The sequence below is a fragment of the Klebsiella sp. K5-306 genome (assembly GCF_051835185.1).
GTDB lineage: Bacteria > Pseudomonadota > Gammaproteobacteria > Enterobacterales > Enterobacteriaceae > Klebsiella > Klebsiella oxytoca.
The window spans coordinates 1-16,781 of sequence record NZ_JAIFJY010000013.1; the positions used below are offsets into that span (position 1 = coordinate 1).

Annotated in this window: 13 protein-coding genes, 1 tRNA gene and 1 rRNA gene; 13 read left to right on the forward strand and 2 right to left on the reverse strand. The window is 54.3% G+C overall.

Going from position 1 to position 16,781, the window contains the following annotated elements; genetic code table 11:
- The first annotated feature begins 5 nt into the window (after positions 1 to 5).
- From rrf to dkgB, 10 genes are all read left to right on the forward strand, one after another.
- Positions 6 to 121: ribosomal RNA gene (rrf, locus tag K2184_RS19140) — 5S ribosomal RNA — on the forward strand.
- Positions 122 to 176: 55 nt separating this feature from the next.
- A tRNA-Asp gene (locus K2184_RS19145) sits at positions 177 to 253 on the forward strand.
- Between the two features lie 870 nt (positions 254 to 1,123).
- Positions 1,124 to 1,612 (forward strand): type VI secretion system contractile sheath small subunit, encoded by a 489-nt coding sequence (gene tssB / locus K2184_RS19150; RefSeq protein ID WP_016809621.1) that lies wholly within the window; start codon positions 1,124 to 1,126, stop codon positions 1,610 to 1,612.
- A gap of 65 nt (positions 1,613 to 1,677) precedes the next feature.
- Entirely contained in the window at positions 1,678 to 3,210 is a 1,533-nt protein-coding gene (tssC, locus tag K2184_RS19155; RefSeq protein ID WP_163525421.1) for a type VI secretion system contractile sheath large subunit, read from the forward strand.
- Positions 3,211 to 3,348: 138 nt separating this feature from the next.
- Positions 3,349 to 3,546, forward strand: coding sequence for a hypothetical protein (locus K2184_RS19160; protein ID WP_023329268.1), 198 nt, complete (start codon positions 3,349 to 3,351; stop codon positions 3,544 to 3,546).
- A 23-nt stretch (positions 3,547 to 3,569) separates the two neighbouring features.
- A complete protein-coding gene (locus tag K2184_RS19165; protein ID WP_004099111.1) occupies positions 3,570 to 4,061 on the forward strand; it encodes an Hcp family type VI secretion system effector in 492 nt (163 codons plus the stop codon).
- A 188-nt stretch (positions 4,062 to 4,249) separates the two neighbouring features.
- Positions 4,250 to 6,883 carry a type VI secretion system ATPase TssH gene (gene tssH / locus K2184_RS19170; RefSeq protein WP_064373003.1) on the forward strand — a complete coding sequence of 878 codons (2,634 nt, stop codon included), beginning with the start codon at positions 4,250 to 4,252 and terminating at the stop codon, positions 6,881 to 6,883.
- Between the two features lie 165 nt (positions 6,884 to 7,048).
- Positions 7,049 to 8,653: a type VI secretion system protein TssA gene (tssA, locus tag K2184_RS19175; RefSeq protein ID WP_064370449.1), complete on the forward strand. Its 1,605-nt coding sequence runs from the start codon at positions 7,049 to 7,051 to the stop codon at positions 8,651 to 8,653.
- Between the two features lie 334 nt (positions 8,654 to 8,987).
- A complete protein-coding gene (locus tag K2184_RS19180) occupies positions 8,988 to 10,349 on the forward strand; it encodes a VasL domain-containing protein (RefSeq protein ID WP_064370450.1) in 1,362 nt (453 codons plus the stop codon).
- 182 nt (positions 10,350 to 10,531) lie between these two features.
- Positions 10,532 to 11,335, forward strand: coding sequence for a 2,5-didehydrogluconate reductase DkgB (dkgB, locus tag K2184_RS19185; RefSeq protein ID WP_123830173.1), 804 nt, complete (start codon positions 10,532 to 10,534; stop codon positions 11,333 to 11,335).
- A gap of 29 nt (positions 11,336 to 11,364) precedes the next feature.
- On the opposite strand, the gene yafC is transcribed toward dkgB, so the two are convergent.
- Complete coding sequence (gene yafC, locus K2184_RS19190; protein ID WP_004099134.1) at positions 11,365 to 12,267, reverse strand: DNA-binding transcriptional regulator YafC; 903 nt, start codon at positions 12,265 to 12,267, stop codon at positions 11,365 to 11,367.
- A 104-nt stretch (positions 12,268 to 12,371) separates the two neighbouring features.
- Here yafC and K2184_RS19195 point away from each other — a divergent pair, with 104 nt between their 5' ends.
- From K2184_RS19195 to K2184_RS19205, 3 genes are all read left to right on the forward strand, one after another.
- On the forward strand, positions 12,372 to 13,562 hold the full coding sequence (locus K2184_RS19195; RefSeq protein WP_064344791.1) for an MFS transporter: 1,191 nt from the start codon (positions 12,372 to 12,374) through the stop codon (positions 13,560 to 13,562).
- Positions 13,563 to 13,665: 103 nt separating this feature from the next.
- Positions 13,666 to 14,463: an endonuclease/exonuclease/phosphatase family protein gene (locus tag K2184_RS19200; RefSeq protein ID WP_024359141.1), complete on the forward strand. Its 798-nt coding sequence runs from the start codon at positions 13,666 to 13,668 to the stop codon at positions 14,461 to 14,463.
- Between the two features lie 85 nt (positions 14,464 to 14,548).
- Positions 14,549 to 15,319: a class I SAM-dependent methyltransferase gene (locus tag K2184_RS19205; RefSeq protein ID WP_004099138.1), complete on the forward strand. Its 771-nt coding sequence runs from the start codon at positions 14,549 to 14,551 to the stop codon at positions 15,317 to 15,319.
- A gap of 54 nt (positions 15,320 to 15,373) precedes the next feature.
- Here K2184_RS19205 and mltD read toward each other — a convergent pair whose 3' ends face one another.
- On the reverse strand, positions 15,374 to 16,741 hold the full coding sequence (gene mltD, locus K2184_RS19210; RefSeq protein WP_004099139.1) for a murein transglycosylase D: 1,368 nt from the start codon (positions 16,739 to 16,741) through the stop codon (positions 15,374 to 15,376).
- Between the last annotated feature and the right edge of the window lie 40 nt (positions 16,742 to 16,781).

A 16,781-nucleotide genomic window follows, 5' to 3' on the forward strand; every position in this document is an offset into this window, starting at 1 on the left:
ATTTGCCTGGCGGCGACAGCGCGGTGGTCCCACCTGACCCCATGCCGAACTCAGAAGTGAAACGCCGTAGCGCCGATGGTAGTGTGGGGTCTCCCCATGTGAGAGTAGGGAACTGCCAGGCATCAAATTAAGTAGTAAGCCGGTGCATAAATCCGGTGGTTACAGAAGTATTCGGTGGAGCGGTAGTTCAGTCGGTTAGAATACCTGCCTGTCACGCAGGGGGTCGCGGGTTCGAGTCCCGTCCGTTCCGCCACTTATTACATAGAACCGCAAGTCATTGACGTGACTTGCGGTTTTTTTGTTTTTGTATGCAGATCGTTGTTGGACCTAAAGTAATTGCAGATTACATCTACGACAATCTATCATTAATGCTTAATGCTTAACGCTTAACGCTTAACGCTTAACGCTTAACGCTTAACGCGGGCTGAAAAATTACAGGCCCGGCAGTCTGTCAGGCAGGCGGATCGCCAATCGTAATGTGCCTGTCATCGTACAACGATCGCCGCTTGCAAGGCCGGAGAACATAGATATGTTCTCCGGCCTTTTTACTTTTTGTCGCCGCTTCAGGAGCTCTTTCCGGCGGAACATTCGCGGTCCTCGAAGCTGTTATTTGGTATCAGGCTGCATCATTTTATTCATTTAATACAGAATGATTTAAAATGGAACTAACTTTTTTAATTTTAATAACGTTTGATATATCTATCCCGGGAATACATTTCGCTTAAATGTTTATTATATTACGATGATGAACTGATTCATTAATGTGATTTATATCATTTATTAGCGTTTATAGTTATTATTTAATGGAGTGAAAATATATTTTTCAGAGTGGTCAGCTAGCATTGAATTTCATGTTAAGAACTTTAAGAATGAGATGGAGTACTATAAATTCATATGAATCATAGTTAATCCCTTTGTTTTTTAAGTGGTATTTTTTAATTGTGAAGGTTTTTGAAGTTTGTTTTAGTTGAGAGCTTTCTGTGATATATAAAGACTTCTTTGCAAGTATAATATTAATCGAGACCGTAGTGCATCTATCTTCAATTATTGCAATTTGTATTGGTGAGGTGATATTTTGTTTTTGCTCACTGTCTGGTGGGTATATATCCTGAGGAGGAGTAATATGGGTAACAGTTTTCAAAATGAGGTGCCAAAATCTCGAGTTAATCTTCAATTGGATCTTCACACTGGCGGGGCGGGAAAGAAAAGCGAGTTACCGTTAAAGTTACTTGCGGTAGGTGATTTTAGTAACGGAAAAGAACAACGGTCTTTATCTGAAAGAAATAAAATAAATATCAATAAAAACAATTTTGATAGCGTAATGGCTGAACTCTTACCTACGGTCGATTTGCTGGTCGAAAGCACTCTGTCAGGAGAAGCCCGGGTAGAAAATATTAAACTTAACTTTGGTAGCGTCAAAGATTTTGAACCAGAACAGGTTGCTCGCAATATCCCATCGCTTCGTGCATTGATTTCTATGCGTAATTTACTACGCGATCTCAAATCCAACTTGCTGGATAACGTCGAGTTCCGTCGTGAACTGGAAAAGATTATGAAAGATCCTGCGATGAGTAGTGAACTACGCGCAGAGCTAACGGCACTCGCACCGTAAAAAAGTAATGGACAACGACCGGAATAAATACGGTTCATCAAGGAAATGAAGAGGAGGGCATGCTGATGTCTGTACAAGAACATGACGCACCGGTAGCGCAGGCGCAGGCTGTGACCAGAGAAAATGTTTATCAGTCTCTGTTTAAAAAAATTCACCTGACGCCGGTTTCTTCTCTGAAACAACTCGGAGAGTGGCAAGATAGTGAAGCAATGGCGGAAGCATCAACGGAGGAGAGGGTCTCTGCAGCCATTCAGGTACTGCTTTCCTGCGTGGCGAAATCCGGAAAAAATGTTGAAAAGTTAGATAAATCACTGCTGGATTTTCATATCAGCGAGCTGGATCGAAAAATCAGCCAGCAGCTGGATGCCGTGATGCACCACCCGGACTTTCAGGCGCTCGAATCGCTCTGGCGCGGCCTGTGGTTTCTCGTCCAGCGAACCGACCCTCGAAAGAATACCAAAATTGAGCTTCTGGATGTCAGCAAGGAAGACTTACGTCAGGACTTTGATGATGCGCCGGAAATTGTCCAGAGCGGGCTTTATCACCACACTTATGTGCAGGAATATGACACTCCCGGCGGCGAGCCAATAGCCTCAGTGATTTCCAGCTATGAGTTTGATAACAGCCCGCAGGACATCGCGTTGCTGCGTAATATCTCTCGTGTGGCCGCGGCTTCGCATATGCCGTTTATTGGTTCCGTCGGACCTGAATTCTTCCTTAAAAACTCAATGGAAGAGGTGGCTGCCATAAAAGATATCGGTAGTTATTTCGATCGTGCCGAATATATCAAATGGAAAAGTTTTCGCGACACTGATGATTCCCGCTATATCGGTCTTGTAATGCCCCGTGTACTTGGCCGTCTGCCGTATGACCCGGATACGATTCCCGTCCGCAGTTTCAACTATGTGGAAGAGGTGAAAGGGCCCGATCACGAAAAATATCTCTGGACCAACGCGTCATTCGCCTTTGCGGCGAATATGGTGAAAAGCTTTGTTAACAACGGCTGGTGCGTACAAATACGCGGACCGCAGGCGGGGGGAGCAGTCACCGATTTACCGATCCATCTTTACGACCTCGGTACCGGCAATCAGATCAAGATCCCCTCGGAGGTGATGATCCCGGAGACCCGTGAATTCGAATTTGCCAACCTTGGATTTATTCCACTCTCTTATTACAAAAATCGTGATTACGCATGCTTCTTTTCGGCTAACTCGGCACAGAAACCGGCGCTGTATGAGACGGCGGATGCCACTGCTAACAGCCGCATTAATGCCCGCCTGCCGTATGTCTTTCTGCTGTCGCGAATTGCGCACTATCTGAAGATTATTCAGCGCGAGAATATCGGTACCACCAAAGACCGACGTTTGCTGGAACTGGAGCTTAATACCTGGCTGCGTAACCTGGTGACGGAAATGACCGATCCTGGTGATGCGCTTCAGGCATCGCACCCGCTACGCGATGGAAAGGTGGTTGTGGAAGATATTGAGGACAATCCGGGCTTCTTCCGTATCAGGCTTTATGCCGTGCCGCATTTTCAGATTGAAGGAATGGATATCAGCCTGTCGCTGGTATCGCAAATGCCGAAGGCTAAATCGTAAGCCGCCGGCGCGATGAAAACCTCTCGTCTGCTGCGGGCTGAGGAGATCGACCTTCCTCTCAGCGGCGTTTCGTTGGGAAACCTTCAGTAATAATGGCATTGCTCAACTCGCCATCTGCCCTCCATCGGAGTGGCTGCTGTGGCGTTAGATAGCGCGGTGCTGGCGTTGAAAAAACTTAAAGATGCCATTCCTGCGCCTGTGTTTCCCCAACGATACGTTGATGGTACGGAAGTATCAGATGGGCTCTCTTCTGCTTGCGACCTGAATACGCGTGCGGAAGAGAATACGGTGGGCGCGGAGCAGAACATACCGTCGGAGGCGGCGGTACCTCAATAACACTAACAAGGAGAGTAATTCTCATGGCAATACCTGCTTACCTTTGGCTGAAAGATGACGGTGGCGCGGATATAAAAGGTTCCGTAGACGTACAGGGACGTGAGGGCAGCATCGAGGTCGTGGCGCTGGACCACGATGTGTATATCCCGACGGATAACAATACCGGCAAACTGACCGGCACCCGTACCCATAAGCCATTTACCTTCACTAAGGAAATCGACGTATCCAGCCCGTATCTCTACAAGGCCGTCACGACGGGTCAGACTCTGAAAACGGCAGAGTTCAAGTTTTACCGGATAAATGACGCCGGTCAGGAAGTTGAGTATTTCAACATTACGCTGGATAACGTCAAGCTGGTCAGAGTGGCTCCGCTGATGCACGACATTAAGGATCCTGCGCGCGAGAGGCACAATCATCTGGAGCGTATCGAATTCCGTTACGAAAAGATTACCTGGACCTACAAGGACGGAAACATCATTCATTCCGATGCATGGAATGAACGTCCTTCGGCCTGATAACCGCGGCAGACAGGCAACTGTCTGCTTTTTTATGCGTATTTGCTGATAAGCCGGTCCTTCCGGTGAGGCAAACCCTATCACATTCTGACAGAAACCTGCCAGGCACAGGGTTACGGCTACGGGCGGTAGCGTGCCTGAACAGGATTCAGTAAAGGAAAAACCACTACATTGAAGAAGGGATATCTATGACCGTAAACCAGCCAGCTGCACTGCTACGCCGCCTCAACCCGTTCTGCGCCCGCGCGCTGGACGCCGCCGCATCGCTGTGCCAGACCCGCGCTCACGCCGAGATTACTATTGAGCACTGGTTGTTGAAGCTGCTGGAACAGGGAGAAGGGGATATCACCGTCGTTGCCCGGCGCTATGAGTGGGATATGGAGATTCTCTGGCAAGCGTTGCTGGGGCATCTTGAAACGCTTCCACGCTCGGTACGTGAGCGTCCGCAGCTTTCTGGACGCCTGACGGCGCTGATGACGCAGGCATGGTTGTTCGCTTCGCTGGAGAGCAACGAGCCGCAGATCCGTAGTCAGCACTTGCTGATGGCGCTGACGGAGAAGCCCGAACTGCTGGCTTGCGACGATCTGTGGGTGTTGTTGAGCGTGGGTCGCGTCCAGTTAGGGCGGCTGCGCGCGCTACTGGACGAGCAGTCGGAAGAGTGTCCGGTACGGCAAAGGCAGGCTGGCGAACCGCTGGCGGAAGATATAAGTGCAAATTCTTCTGCGCTTGCGGCGGATGATAGACAAGATGATGCGCATCGAGCGGTCCTTAAACGTTTCACCGCGAATATTACAGAAAAGGCCCGGATGGGCCAGATCGATCCGGTGTTCGGCCGAGATGTTGAGATCCGCCAGATGGTGGATATTCTGTCGCGCCGTCGCAAGAACAATCCGCTGCTTGTGGGCGAGCCTGGCGTCGGCAAAACCGCGCTGGTGGAAGGGCTGGCGCTGCGTATTGTAGATGGCAACGTGCCGGATAGCCTGAAAACCGTGCATATTCACTCGCTGGATCTGGGGCGGCTACAGGCAGGGGCTGGCGTTAAGGGGGAATTCGAGCAGCGGCTAAAAAACGTCATCGACGCGGTGCAGGCATCGCCGGAGCCGGTGCTGCTGTTTATCGATGAAGCCCATACTATCATCGGCGCGGGAAATCCTGCGGGCGGCGCAGATGCGGCTAATTTACTGAAACCTGCTTTGGCCCGCGGTGAGCTACGCACTATCGCAGCGACGACCTGGAGCGAGTACAAACAATATTTTGAGCGCGATGCCGCTCTGGACCGCCGTTTTCAATTGGTCAAAGTGGACGAGCCTGATGAGGACACGGCCTGCCTGATGCTGCGCGGGCTGAAGACCCGCTACGCGGAGCACCATGGGGTACACATCCAGGATAGCGCCATTCAGGCCGCGGTACGTCTGTCGCGGCGTTATCTGTCCGGACGCCAGCTGCCTGACAAGGCGGTAGATCTGCTGGACACTGCCGGGGCGCGTGTCCGGATGAGTCTTGATACCCTGCCGGAGCCGTTAACTCAGCTTCAGGGATATCTGGCCGCGCTGGATATTGAGCAGAAGGCGCTTGAAAAGGATCGCGCGTTTTATCCTGCATCCGCGCAGGCTCGACTGGCAGAGCTCGCCGACCAGCGGGATCAACTCCAGCAAAAGGCGGATCAGCTGGAGTATCAGTACCAACAAGAAAAAGCGCTGATGCAGCAGATTATAGCGCTACGCCGGGAAAGTCCGGACAGTGAACGGTTACCTCAACTACAACAGCAGCTGCTATTGCAACAGGGATTAACGCCATTGCTGGCGCTGGATGTGGATGCCCGGGCCATCGCTACCGTCGTAGCTGACTGGACCGGCGTACCGCTCACTTCCCTGCTGAAAGATGAGCAGAGCGAGCTGCTGAATATGGAACAGATGCTCGCCAGGCGGGTGGTAGGCCAGGATGGTGCGCTAAAGGCTATTGCGCAGCGGTTGCGGGCGGCAAAAACCGGGCTCACGCCGGAAAATGGCCCGCAGGGCGTATTTCTGCTGACCGGTCCTGGCGGCACCGGTAAGACCGAAACTGCGCTGGCGATGGCGGATGCGCTGTTCGGCGGCGAAAAGTCGCTTATTACCATCAATCTCTCAGAGTATCAGGAACCACATACGGTTTCTCAGCTCAAGGGAGCGCCGCCGGGTTATGTTGGCTTCGGCCAGGGTGGCGTATTGACGGAAGCCGTCAGAAAACGTCCGTATAGTCTGGTTCTGCTCGACGAGGTAGAAAAGGCGCACCGCGACGTCATGAACCTTTTTTACCAGGTGTTCGATCGCGGTTTTATGCGCGATGGGGAAGGCAGGGAAATCGACTTTCGCAACACCATTATCCTGATGACCGCTAATCTCGGAAGCGATCACATTATACAACTGCTGGAAAAGAGGCCGGCGGCCACGGACGGGGATCTGCAGGAACTGCTGTATCCGCTGTTGCGGGAGCACTTCCAGCCTGCGCTGCTGGCGCGTTTCCAAACGGTAATTTACCGCCCTCTCGGGTGGGAGGCGATGCGGTCCATTGTGGAAATGAAGCTGGCGGCAGTGAGCCGCCGCCTGCGCGAACACTACGGTATGGAGACGGTGATCGGGGCCAGTCTTTACGATCAACTGGCCTCCTCCTGTCTGCTGCCGGATACCGGCGCGCGTAATATCGACAGCTTACTGAACCAGCAGATTCTGCCTGTACTGAGCCAGCAGCTGCTGGCGAATCAGGCGGCGCAACGGCAACCCAGGCTGCTGGCGCTCGGCTGGAGTCAAGAGGACGGTATCGTGCTGGAATTAGATACGGAATAACGGGGACGGCGATGAATGCGCTGCGCTCTGGGCGTTACGACTGCCGTTTCCCGTTCATCCCGAAACCCGTCATGGCCGATAGTGATGCAAGCCTTCCCCTCGCCGGGAAAATATTCCGGACCGGAAAAAATCATAACCGATAGCCTAAGTGAGGGGGCGATGCGAATGAGTGAATTACTGCAGCAGTTAACCCGCAGCTGTTTTCCCGATCGGAATGCGCTTGAGGCAGGACAACAACAGGCGGCGCTGTGGCAGACGTGGCTGCTGCCAGTGACGACGGAGTCTCCGGTCGGGAGAGACCCCGTCTACCACGACGATTTCCAGCTGATGCGCGACGAGCTGAATAAGCTTTCCGGCGCGGATACCGCTCTGATTTGTCAGCTTGCGGAATCCCTGCTGCTCACTCAGGCAAAAGATGTACGCATCGCCACCTGCTATATCTGGGCGCGATTGCACCGCGACGGCGAACGCGGATTAGCGGAAGGTCTCGCCCTACTGGCTGGGCTGGTCCAGCGTTTCGGAACGCAACTGCTTCCCTCTCGTCCGGCGGGCCGGAAAATGGCGCTGGAATGGTTAACTGGCGAAAAGATACTCTACAGCCTGGCGCGTTACCCGGAAGTGGCAAAAGAAGACTTTGCCAATATTGTCGCGGCTCTCAATCTGCTGGACGCTTTTTTTTCTACATGGCCGGAAGAACAACAGCCGCCATCCCTGATACCGCTGATCCAGGCGCTGGAGTCGCGGCTGGCGCAGTCGGGCGGGATGAACGCGGTGGTGCCGCAGAACAGCGCGGCAACCGCTTCACCTCCGACAAATTCGCTACAGATACAGTCCATCAGTTCCGGGCGCGACCTGCTGGATCAGGCAAAAGCGCTGGCCCGCTACCTGAACGCGCAGCCGCAGGGCTGGCTGGCGGCGCATCGGTTGATGAAAACTCTGCGCTGGGACACCGTGCATGAACTGCCGCCTGATGTGGACGGCAGAACCCGGCTGGCTCCGCCGCGTAGCGAGTCACGTACTCAGCTTAAACGTTTGTACTCGCAACAGAACTGGACCGAGCTGCTGGAACAGGCCGACCTGATGTTCAGCGCCGGGGTCAATCATTTCTGGTTCGATATTCAATGGTATTTGTATCAGGCGCTGGGCAAAGCGGGCGCGCCGTGGGACAAGTGGACGGCAATTATCCGCCAGGACCTGATGCTGTTGCTTGAGCGTTTACCTGGGCTGGAGAGCCTGGCGTGGAACGACGGCACGCCGTTTGCCGATGAGGTGACCCGCAGTTGGATTACCCGGCAGGTGCTGCCGCAAGATGAGGGGAACTGGCTTAGCAGGACGCCAACGGCCCCGGTGGAAGAGCCGGACAACGATGTGCTGGCGCTGGAACCGGAGGCGCTGGCGCTGGCGGACCGCGAGGGCGTTGATGCTGCGCTGGGCTGGCTCCAGTCCCGTGCGGGGATTGTCACGGCACGCCAGCGTTTGCTGTTGCGTCTGTTGATGGCTCGCATAGCGGAGCAGTACGGTAAAAGCGAAATGGCGCTGCTGCTGCTGGAAGAGCTGCATGGCGCTGCGCAGGGGCTGACGTTGACACAATGGGAGCCGGAGTTAATTTTCGAAGTCACGGCACGACAGCTGAAGCTGCTGCGCCTGCGGGCGCACCGCTATGCAGATAAAGCCCATCTGGCGCGGAAAATGGAAAATCTGCTGGCGGCGCTGGTGGCGATGGATCCTGCGCGGGCGGCAGTACTGTGTGATACGCAATATAAAGACTGAGAACTCACCCGGTATCGAGTTTAAAGGCGCCAATCCTGACGTTATTGCAAAGCCGAAATACGCTGCCGATAAGAAGCCGACAGAGACTTTGCCCGGCTTACCCTGACCACGCGCCATTGAGAAGATAAATAGCAAGCTGCGGCTGTTTCCGCTAAAGGATAAATAGTATGGAAATCGCTTCGTTATACCCAATGCCGACGTTTAATTTCAATCATGAATGGCCGCGAGCTCAAGGCAGTGAAAAGGATCGGCGGCTTCTTTCAGGGAGTCATAATATGCAATGCGCTCACTATTGCCGGGCGATTATGCATTATTTGCAGCAACAGGAGCGCACATGACGACGCCGCACTCTTCATTTATCAGCCCGTTCCGCACGGGCGGCGATCCCTGTACCTTTCGGGAGGCCGGCGAACTGCAGGCCGAAATAGGCAAACTTACGCATCCGGCACGGCCGGATGTGGACTGGGGCAGGGTAGAGAGCCTGAGTCTGGCTCTGTTTCGGCAAAACGGCGTGGAGTTGCAAACGCTGGTCTGTTACGCGCTGGCGAGGACCCGGCAGTATGGGATAGCAGGAATGGTGGACGCTCTGGATGCCCTCGCGGCATTGATAAGCCAGCGCTGGGGAGATTTCTGGCCGCTGCAGGTCCATTCAAGGATCGCGCTGCTGGCGTGGCTTGCCGAGAAGATGAAGCAGGCGCTGCGCGCGCAGGATCTTCAGTATCAGGATCTGGCGCAGATTAACCACTGCAGCCAGCACCTGACGGAAATAGAGAACGTGCTGCGGCGGTGCGAGGTCTGGCATATGTCAAAACTGGAGCAACTGGCCGTTCAGTTGCGAAATGCGGCGATGCGCCTGGAGCGGCTGGCGCCGCAGGGCGAAAAAACGGCGGCGAAGAAAATCGCCAGGGAGCGCCCCTGGCCGAGAGATGTAAAAAATGGGGCCAAAAAAACCGCTGAAGCGCAGGCATCGCGAAAGCATGACGAAAGCTTGTTATTGAAGAAAACTACGGAGAGTCCTCGCCAGCGGCGGGTATGGCCCGGTTTTATCGCCGGGATGCTGACGATGGTTTGCCTGGGAGGTTGCGGTTTCTGGGGTTGGTCATGGCTGAACCCGCCAGAAATGGGCCTACGGGAGGCACAGACCGCGACGTCGGTGTTGGCGTTGCCCTCAGCGCCGGAGAGGGATGGCAACAAGATGCTGAGCTGGGCGCAGGGAATGGCGACGACCCGCGCGCAGCTGAAGAGGCTGAATGACCTGCCGCCGCTGTGGCCCCTGCGCCAGGAAGAGGCGCTGCTCCTGGCCCTTGAAAGCCGCTGGCCGAATAATTCGCAAATTAAGGCGATGAGGGCCGAGTGGCGCAAGCTGCGGGAAGCCAGCGCGCTGCCGGTGCCTGAATTACAGCGCTATGCCCAGGCGCAGGCGAAGCTACGGCAGCTTTCGCTAAGGCTGGATGCGCTGGATGAACGCAAGGGGCGGTATATGACCGCTTCTGAGTTGAAATCGGCAATTTTCAGCATCCGGCAGCTGTTACAGACGCCGCCGCTGGAAGAACAGCTCAGGCAACTGGAGGCTCAGGTACGAGCCGGAAGTCTCTCACCGGTGCTGCAAATGCAGATTGATTTTCATTTTAAGCAGTTGCTAAGCCGCTACGCTATTTTGCTGGATAGCACGGAAGTGAAACCGAACCCTCAGTAGTAGGATGTCGGCTGCGGTAGAGTAAAAACAGACGGGAAAAGTTGGCCCAGGATTTTTTCAGCCCGCCATTTGATTATTGCTGTTTTAGCAAAAATCCTCTGCGTTAAACGATCTTTTTCTCGATCCTCTCGTTGGTCATAATGTTTCTCATTAACCGCTATTGATAAATAATGAGGAAAATCATGACAATCCCTGCATTTGGTCTTGGGACCTTCCGTCTGAAAGATGACGTAGTGATCGCATCTGTAAAAACAGCGCTTGAGCTGGGCTATCGCGCCATTGATACCGCGCAAATCTATGACAATGAAGCGGCCGTGGGCCAGGCTATCGCAGAAAGCGGCGTCGCGCGCGATGAACTGTTCATCACCACCAAGATCTGGATTGAAAATTTAAGCAAAGATAAGCTCATCGCAAGCCTGAAAGAGAGTCTGCAGAAGCTGCGTACCGAATATGTCGATCTCACGCTGATCCACTGGCCGTCGCCAAACGATGCGGTTGCCGTGGAAGAGTATATGGCTGCTCTGCTGGAGGCGAAACGCCAGGGACTAACTCGCCAGATGGGTATCTCTAACTTCACTATTCCGCTGATGGAGCGCGCCATTGCTGCCGTTGGGGTAGAGAATATCGCGACCAACCAGATTGAACTGTCACCTTATTTGCAAAATCGTAAGGTCGTCGATTGGGCCTCTGAGCATGGCATCCACATTACCTCTTATATGACTCTGGCTTATGGTAAAGCGTTAAAAGATGAAGCCATTGCCCGGATTGCGGCGAAACACAATGCCACTCCGGCGCAGATTATCCTCGCGTGGGCAATGGGTGAAGGCTATGCGGTGATCCCATCTTCGACCAGGCGCGAAAACCTGGCAAGCAACCTGAAAGCTCAGGAGCTGCAGCTTGATGAAGACGATCGCCTGGCGATCGCCGCGCTGGACTGTCACGATCGTCTGGTTAGCCCCGAAGGTCTGGCGCCTGAATGGGATTAAGCTAACCCCCTCTGTACTCTACAACCCTCTTACAGCTCCTGCGGGAGCTGTTTTACATGCTCACTAAGAAAGTCGATAAAAGCCCTGATCCGCGTGCTTACCGCCCTGTCGCTGTAGTACACCGCGCTAAACGGCATTTCAATCGGCAGCCGTTTGTCAGCCAGCAGTTCGACAAACGCCCCTTCAGCAATTTCTTTATCCACCATATAGTCCGACAGACAGGCTATACCGTTACCGGCCAGGCACAGCTGCTTGAGCGTTTCCCCGCTATTGGAAGATATCTCGCTTTCGATTTCCAGCAGTTGGCCATCGCAGCAGGAAACTGGCCAGGTATTCAGGGATACGGGCTCGCTAAAGCCGAGGCACTGATGATGTTTTAGCTCGGCGACGCTTTGCGGCGTTCCGTGCCGGGCAAGATAGTCCGGCGAGGCGATAATTTTGCGGTAGCTATTGAACAGCGGCCGGGCGCGCAGGCTGGAATCGGTTAGCGTGCCGGCGCGGATCGCGACGTCCACTTTCCGCTCAATCAGATTGATAAAGGTCTCTGACGAGACCAGCGAAAGGCTCATTTCCGGGTAGCGCTCACGGAAGGGCCTGATCAAAGGCATCAGAAAATGCAATATCACCGGCGTCGCGGCATCAACGCGAAGTAATCCTCTTGGCGTCGTTCGGCTTTCCAGAAGCTCATTTTCGGCGGCGGCCATCTCCTGAAGCACAACCTGCACTCGGCGGAAATAACGCTCGCCCTCTTCGGTCAGGCTTAGCTGGCGGGTAGTACGGTTAAGCAGGCTGACGCCGAGCTTTGACTCCAGCTTTTTTACCGCGCGGCTGACGGCGGAATTAGCCTGACCAAGCTGTTCGGCAGCGCGACTAAAACTGCCGCTCTCTACCACGGCGACAAAAATGGCGATTTCTTCTGAGGTAGCTCTCATTGTTGCACCTGTGGCAAAATTCTATTGATACTTTGGCTATTTTTGTTATTAAAACATCTCTTCATACTACGTGTCATCTTAATCCTGTTGATACGGAGTACATTATGCCGCTGGCGCTACTTGCCTTAACTATCGGTGCCTTTGCGATTGGCACGACTGAATTTGTCATTGTGGGCCTGGTGCCTGACATTGCTGAGCAACTAGCTATTTCGCTACCCTCTGCAGGGCTGCTGGTTTCTATCTATGCGTTGGGCGTAGCGATAGGGGCTCCTGTGCTCACCGCGCTGACCGGGCGTATGCCGCGTAAGCAGCTACTGCTGGCGTTAATGGCGCTGTTTACCGCTGGCAATCTGCTGGCGTGGCAGGCACCGGGTTACGAGACTCTGGTTCTGGCGCGCCTGCTGACCGGGCTGGCGCATGGGGTATTCTTTTCGATCGGTTCGACAATTGCGACCAGCCTGGTCGCGAAGGAGAAAGCGGCCTCGGCGATTGCGATTATGTTCGGCGGGTTAACCGTTGCGCTGGTGACCGGCGTGCCGTTAGGCACCTTCATTGGCCAACACTTTGGCTGGCGTGAAACATTCCTGGCCGTGTCTATTCTTGGCGTAATCGCGTTAATGAGCAGCCTTATTCTGGTGCCTGGTAACATTCCGGGCCGCGTCAGCGCGGGTCTGCGCGCTCAGCTTAAGGTTCTGACCCATCCGCGTTTACTGATTATCTACGCGATCACTGCTCTGGGGTATGGCGGCGTATTTACGGCATTTACCTTCCTGGCGCCGATGATGCAGGATCTTGCCGGATTTAGCCCATCGGCCGTCAGCTGGATCCTTCTGGGCTACGGTGTTTCAGTGGCGATAGGTAACGTATGGGGCGGAAGGCTGGCGGATAAACATGGCGCCGTGCCCGCGCTGAAGCTGATTTTTGCCGCCCTGGCTGCGCTACTGGCGATCTTTCAGTTTACGGCCAGTGTGCATTATGCTGCCCTGGCGACGGTTTTGGTGATGGGGATCTTTGCTTTTGGTAACGTTCCGGGACTGCAGGTGTACGTGGTGCAGAAAGCGGAGCAATACACTCCTGGCGCGGTTGACGTTGCCTCTGGCCTGAATATTGCAGCATTTAACATTGGCATTGCGTTAGGTTCGGTGATTGGCGGGCAGATCGTAGCGCATTATGGTCTGGCCCAGACGCCGTGGATCGGCGCCCTGATTGTGCTGGTGGCGCTCTTACTGGTCGGAATTAGCGGCCGGCTTGATAAGTCAGGGCTTCGCGCTAACGGCCCTGGCGTAGAAGGCTAAAGGTTTCTGGCAAATTGCATTGAAAGTGTCTACAAAAATCCCTATAACAGAAGAACCAGCCGCAGTCGGGCTGGTTTCCTGTTATCGAGGTTTGATGCCTAAATTGCGAAAGAATACCTATGCCATGCGCTATGTCGCCGGACAGCCTGCGGAGAGAATTTTACCTCCGGGGTCGTTTGCAGGCATGACTCCGGCTTTTCCGGCGGGAGTACCGTTAAGTTCGGATGAAAAAATCCGCGTACTGGTGTGGAACATCTTCAAGCAGCAGCGCGCCGAGTGGAAATCAGTTCTTAACAACTTTGGTAAAGATGCGCACCTGGTGTTGTTACAGGAAGCGCAAACTACACCTGAATTAGTGAAGTTTGCCACGTCCAACTACCTTGCAGCGGATCAGGTTCCGGCGCTGGTGCTGCCCCAGCATCCTTCCGGCGTGATGACGTTAGCCTCTGCGCATCCTATCTACTGTTGTCCTCTGCGTGAACGCGAGCCTATCCTGCGGTTGGCGAAGTCGGCATTAGTGACCGTGTATCCGTTACCGGATTCCCGGCTGCTGATGGTGGTCAATATTCATGCGGTTAACTTCAGCCTTGGCGTCGATGTCTACAGCAAGCAGCTGCTGCCGATTGGCGATCAGATCGCCCATCACAGCGGGCCGGTGATTATGGCAGGCGACTTTAATGCCTGGAGCCGCCCGCGAATGAATGCCCTGTACCGCTTTGCGCGCGAAATGTCGCTGCGCGAAGTTCGTTTCTCTGACGATCAGCGCCGCCGTACGTTTGGCCGCCCGCTTGATTTTGTCTTCTATCGTGGGTTAAGCGTACACGATGCTTCCGTACTGGTGACGCGTGCCTCCGACCACAACCCTCTACTAGTCGAATTCAGTCCCGGCAAGCCTGATTAATTAAGGTATGTCAGGCCTGCCACGGGGCAGGCCTGCGTATGCATGGTGCTGCCTTTATTACTCAAAAAAACCGAAGGACAATGCAATGACAACACGCTCTCATCATGACCATGTAGAAATGCAGTTTGGCTCACAGGCCAGCGCCTACCTGACCAGCGCCGTACACGCCTCCGGGCGCGATCTGCAACGTCTGGCCGAAAGGCTGGCGGATTTTCCTCAAGCGCACGTGCTGGATATGGGATGCGGCGCCGGCCACGCCAGCTTTGCGGCGGCAGGGCAGGTTGCACAGGTGACGGCGTATGATTTATCCAGCCAGATGCTGGACGTTGTGGCTCAGGCCGCACGTGATAAAGGTTTTGCTAATATTACCACTCAGCAGGGATATGCCGAGTCTTTGCCTTTCGCTGACGCCAGCTTTGATGTAGCGATCAGTCGTTATTCTGCGCATCACTGGCACGATGTCGGTCTGGCGCTGCGTGAAGTGAAGCGAGTGCTGAAGCCGGGCGGAGTAATGATTATTATGGATGTGATGTCGCCCGGGCATCCGGTTCGCGACGTCTGGCTGCAGACCGTTGAGGCCCTGCGCGATACTTCCCATGTCCGCAACTATTCCAGCGGCGAATGGCTGGCAATGACGAGTGAGGCGGGTTTGGTGATTAATCATCTGCTGACCGACCGCTTGCCGCTGGAGTTTGGCTCATGGATTGCGCGCATGCGAACGCCAGCGGCGCTGGCGGAAGCGATTCGCTTATATCAGGAGAGCGCATCGGCTGAGGTTAAGGCCTATTTTGCCCTGCAGCACGATGGTTCGTTCACCAGCGATACGATTATGTTTGAGGCCCACAAGGCGGCCTGACGCCGGGATAAAAAAAGGCACCGCATGGGTGCCTTTATCATGCCTGATGAATCATCAGGATTCTGGTCTGTCGCTGTTTTTCACGAACAGCGTCAGCTGATCGCCGGGCTTCAGGTTGCCGGTATCGCTATTCCAGCGCATGACATCACGAATGTTGACGCCATGGCGTTTCGCAATGCTCGACAGGGAGTCGCCTTTGCGCACGCGATAAGTGATGCTATCGCTGTTGTTAGCCAGACGCTCGGCGCTGCTGCCTGCGCCAATCACCAGATTCTGACCAACCTTCAGGTTAGAACCGCGAATACCGTTCCACTGCTGCAGATCTTTGGTTGATACGCCGAGACGCGACGCAATGCCGGAAATCGTATCGCCGGAACGCACCTTGTAGCTACGGCTGGTTAACGGCTTGTTGTCAGCCAGCAGCGTCGGCTGCACGGCTGCAATATCGCCGGAAGCCAACGATTCGCGCAGCTGTGCGGCGTGCTTCTGCGGCACCAGCACGTAGTTTGGCCCATTCGCGCCCAGGGTTGATCCTTTGACGCCAGCATTGAAGGTCTTCAGCTTGCTGACCGGCATTCCTGCCATATCGGCTAACTGTGAAATCTCAACCGGGCTGTCGAGACGTACGCGCGCCAGAGCCCGGCTTTCGTCTGCCGTCGGCAGCCTCACGCCGTAGCGCTTGCTGTTCTTGAGGATATCGCTCAGGGCCAGCATTTTCGGTACGTATATTTTGGTTTCATGCGGCAAAGACAGCGACCAGAAATCGGTGGGTTTACCACGCGCTTTGTTCGCTTTGATCGCCTTCATGACCCGGCCTTCGCCGCTGTTATACGCCGCAACGGTTAACAACCAGTCGCCGTCGAACATTTTGTTCAGACGTTGCATCATGTTTAACGCTGCCGTGGTTGAGGCAACGATGTCACGACGCGCATCGTAACTGCGGGTCTGTTTCAAACCATAATTGCGCCCGGTGCTCGGAATGATCTGCCAGATGCCTGCGGCATTGGCGCCAGACGTTGCGTGCGGGTCAAAAGCGCTCTCCACTATGGGTAGTAATACCAGTTCCATCGGCATGTTACGTTTCTTAACTTGCCCGGCTATCCAGTACATATACGGCTCTGCCCGTAAAGTTACATCGTGGAGATAGCTCTTATTTCTTAAATACTTCTGTTTTTGTTCGCGAATCCGGACGTTTTCCGGAATTCCCATCTTTAGCTCGTCGCCTATCGAAGTCCACAGATCCTGGTCTTGCGCGTAGAAGGTTCCATCATCTAACCAGCGCGCTCGACTTGTGAACTTGCTTGCTTCCCCTTGACTCGCTGCAGAAAGGCTCTGTGCGTGCTGTTGTACGGTGCCATCGTTCTTAGACGCCTGGCACCCCACCAGCAGGACAGAGGCGAGTAAAATCGCTCGTGCCTTCATGTGTGTGTCAATAGTTGCTTAAAAGACGAGCAAGGATAAC

Excerpts from the sequence above, each read along its gene's own strand:
- tssB (WP_016809621.1), top strand. The coding sequence starts at position 1,124 with ATGGGTAACAGTTTTCAAAATGAGGTGCCAAAATCTCGAGTTAATCTT.
- tssC (WP_163525421.1), top strand. The coding sequence starts at position 1,678 with ATGTCTGTACAAGAACATGACGCACCGGTAGCGCAGGCGCAGGCTGTG.
- K2184_RS19165 (WP_004099111.1), top strand. The coding sequence starts at position 3,570 with ATGGCAATACCTGCTTACCTTTGGCTGAAAGATGACGGTGGCGCGGAT.
- tssH (WP_064373003.1), top strand. The coding sequence starts at position 4,250 with ATGACCGTAAACCAGCCAGCTGCACTGCTACGCCGCCTCAACCCGTTC.
- tssA (WP_064370449.1), top strand. The coding sequence starts at position 7,049 with ATGAGTGAATTACTGCAGCAGTTAACCCGCAGCTGTTTTCCCGATCGG.
- K2184_RS19180 (WP_064370450.1), top strand. The coding sequence starts at position 8,988 with ATGACGACGCCGCACTCTTCATTTATCAGCCCGTTCCGCACGGGCGGC.
- dkgB (WP_123830173.1), top strand. The coding sequence starts at position 10,532 with ATGACAATCCCTGCATTTGGTCTTGGGACCTTCCGTCTGAAAGATGAC.
- yafC (WP_004099134.1), bottom strand. The coding sequence starts at position 12,267 with ATGAGAGCTACCTCAGAAGAAATCGCCATTTTTGTCGCCGTGGTAGAG.
- K2184_RS19195 (WP_064344791.1), top strand. The coding sequence starts at position 12,372 with ATGCCGCTGGCGCTACTTGCCTTAACTATCGGTGCCTTTGCGATTGGC.
- K2184_RS19205 (WP_004099138.1), top strand. The coding sequence starts at position 14,549 with ATGACAACACGCTCTCATCATGACCATGTAGAAATGCAGTTTGGCTCA.
- mltD (WP_004099139.1), bottom strand. The coding sequence starts at position 16,741 with ATGAAGGCACGAGCGATTTTACTCGCCTCTGTCCTGCTGGTGGGGTGC.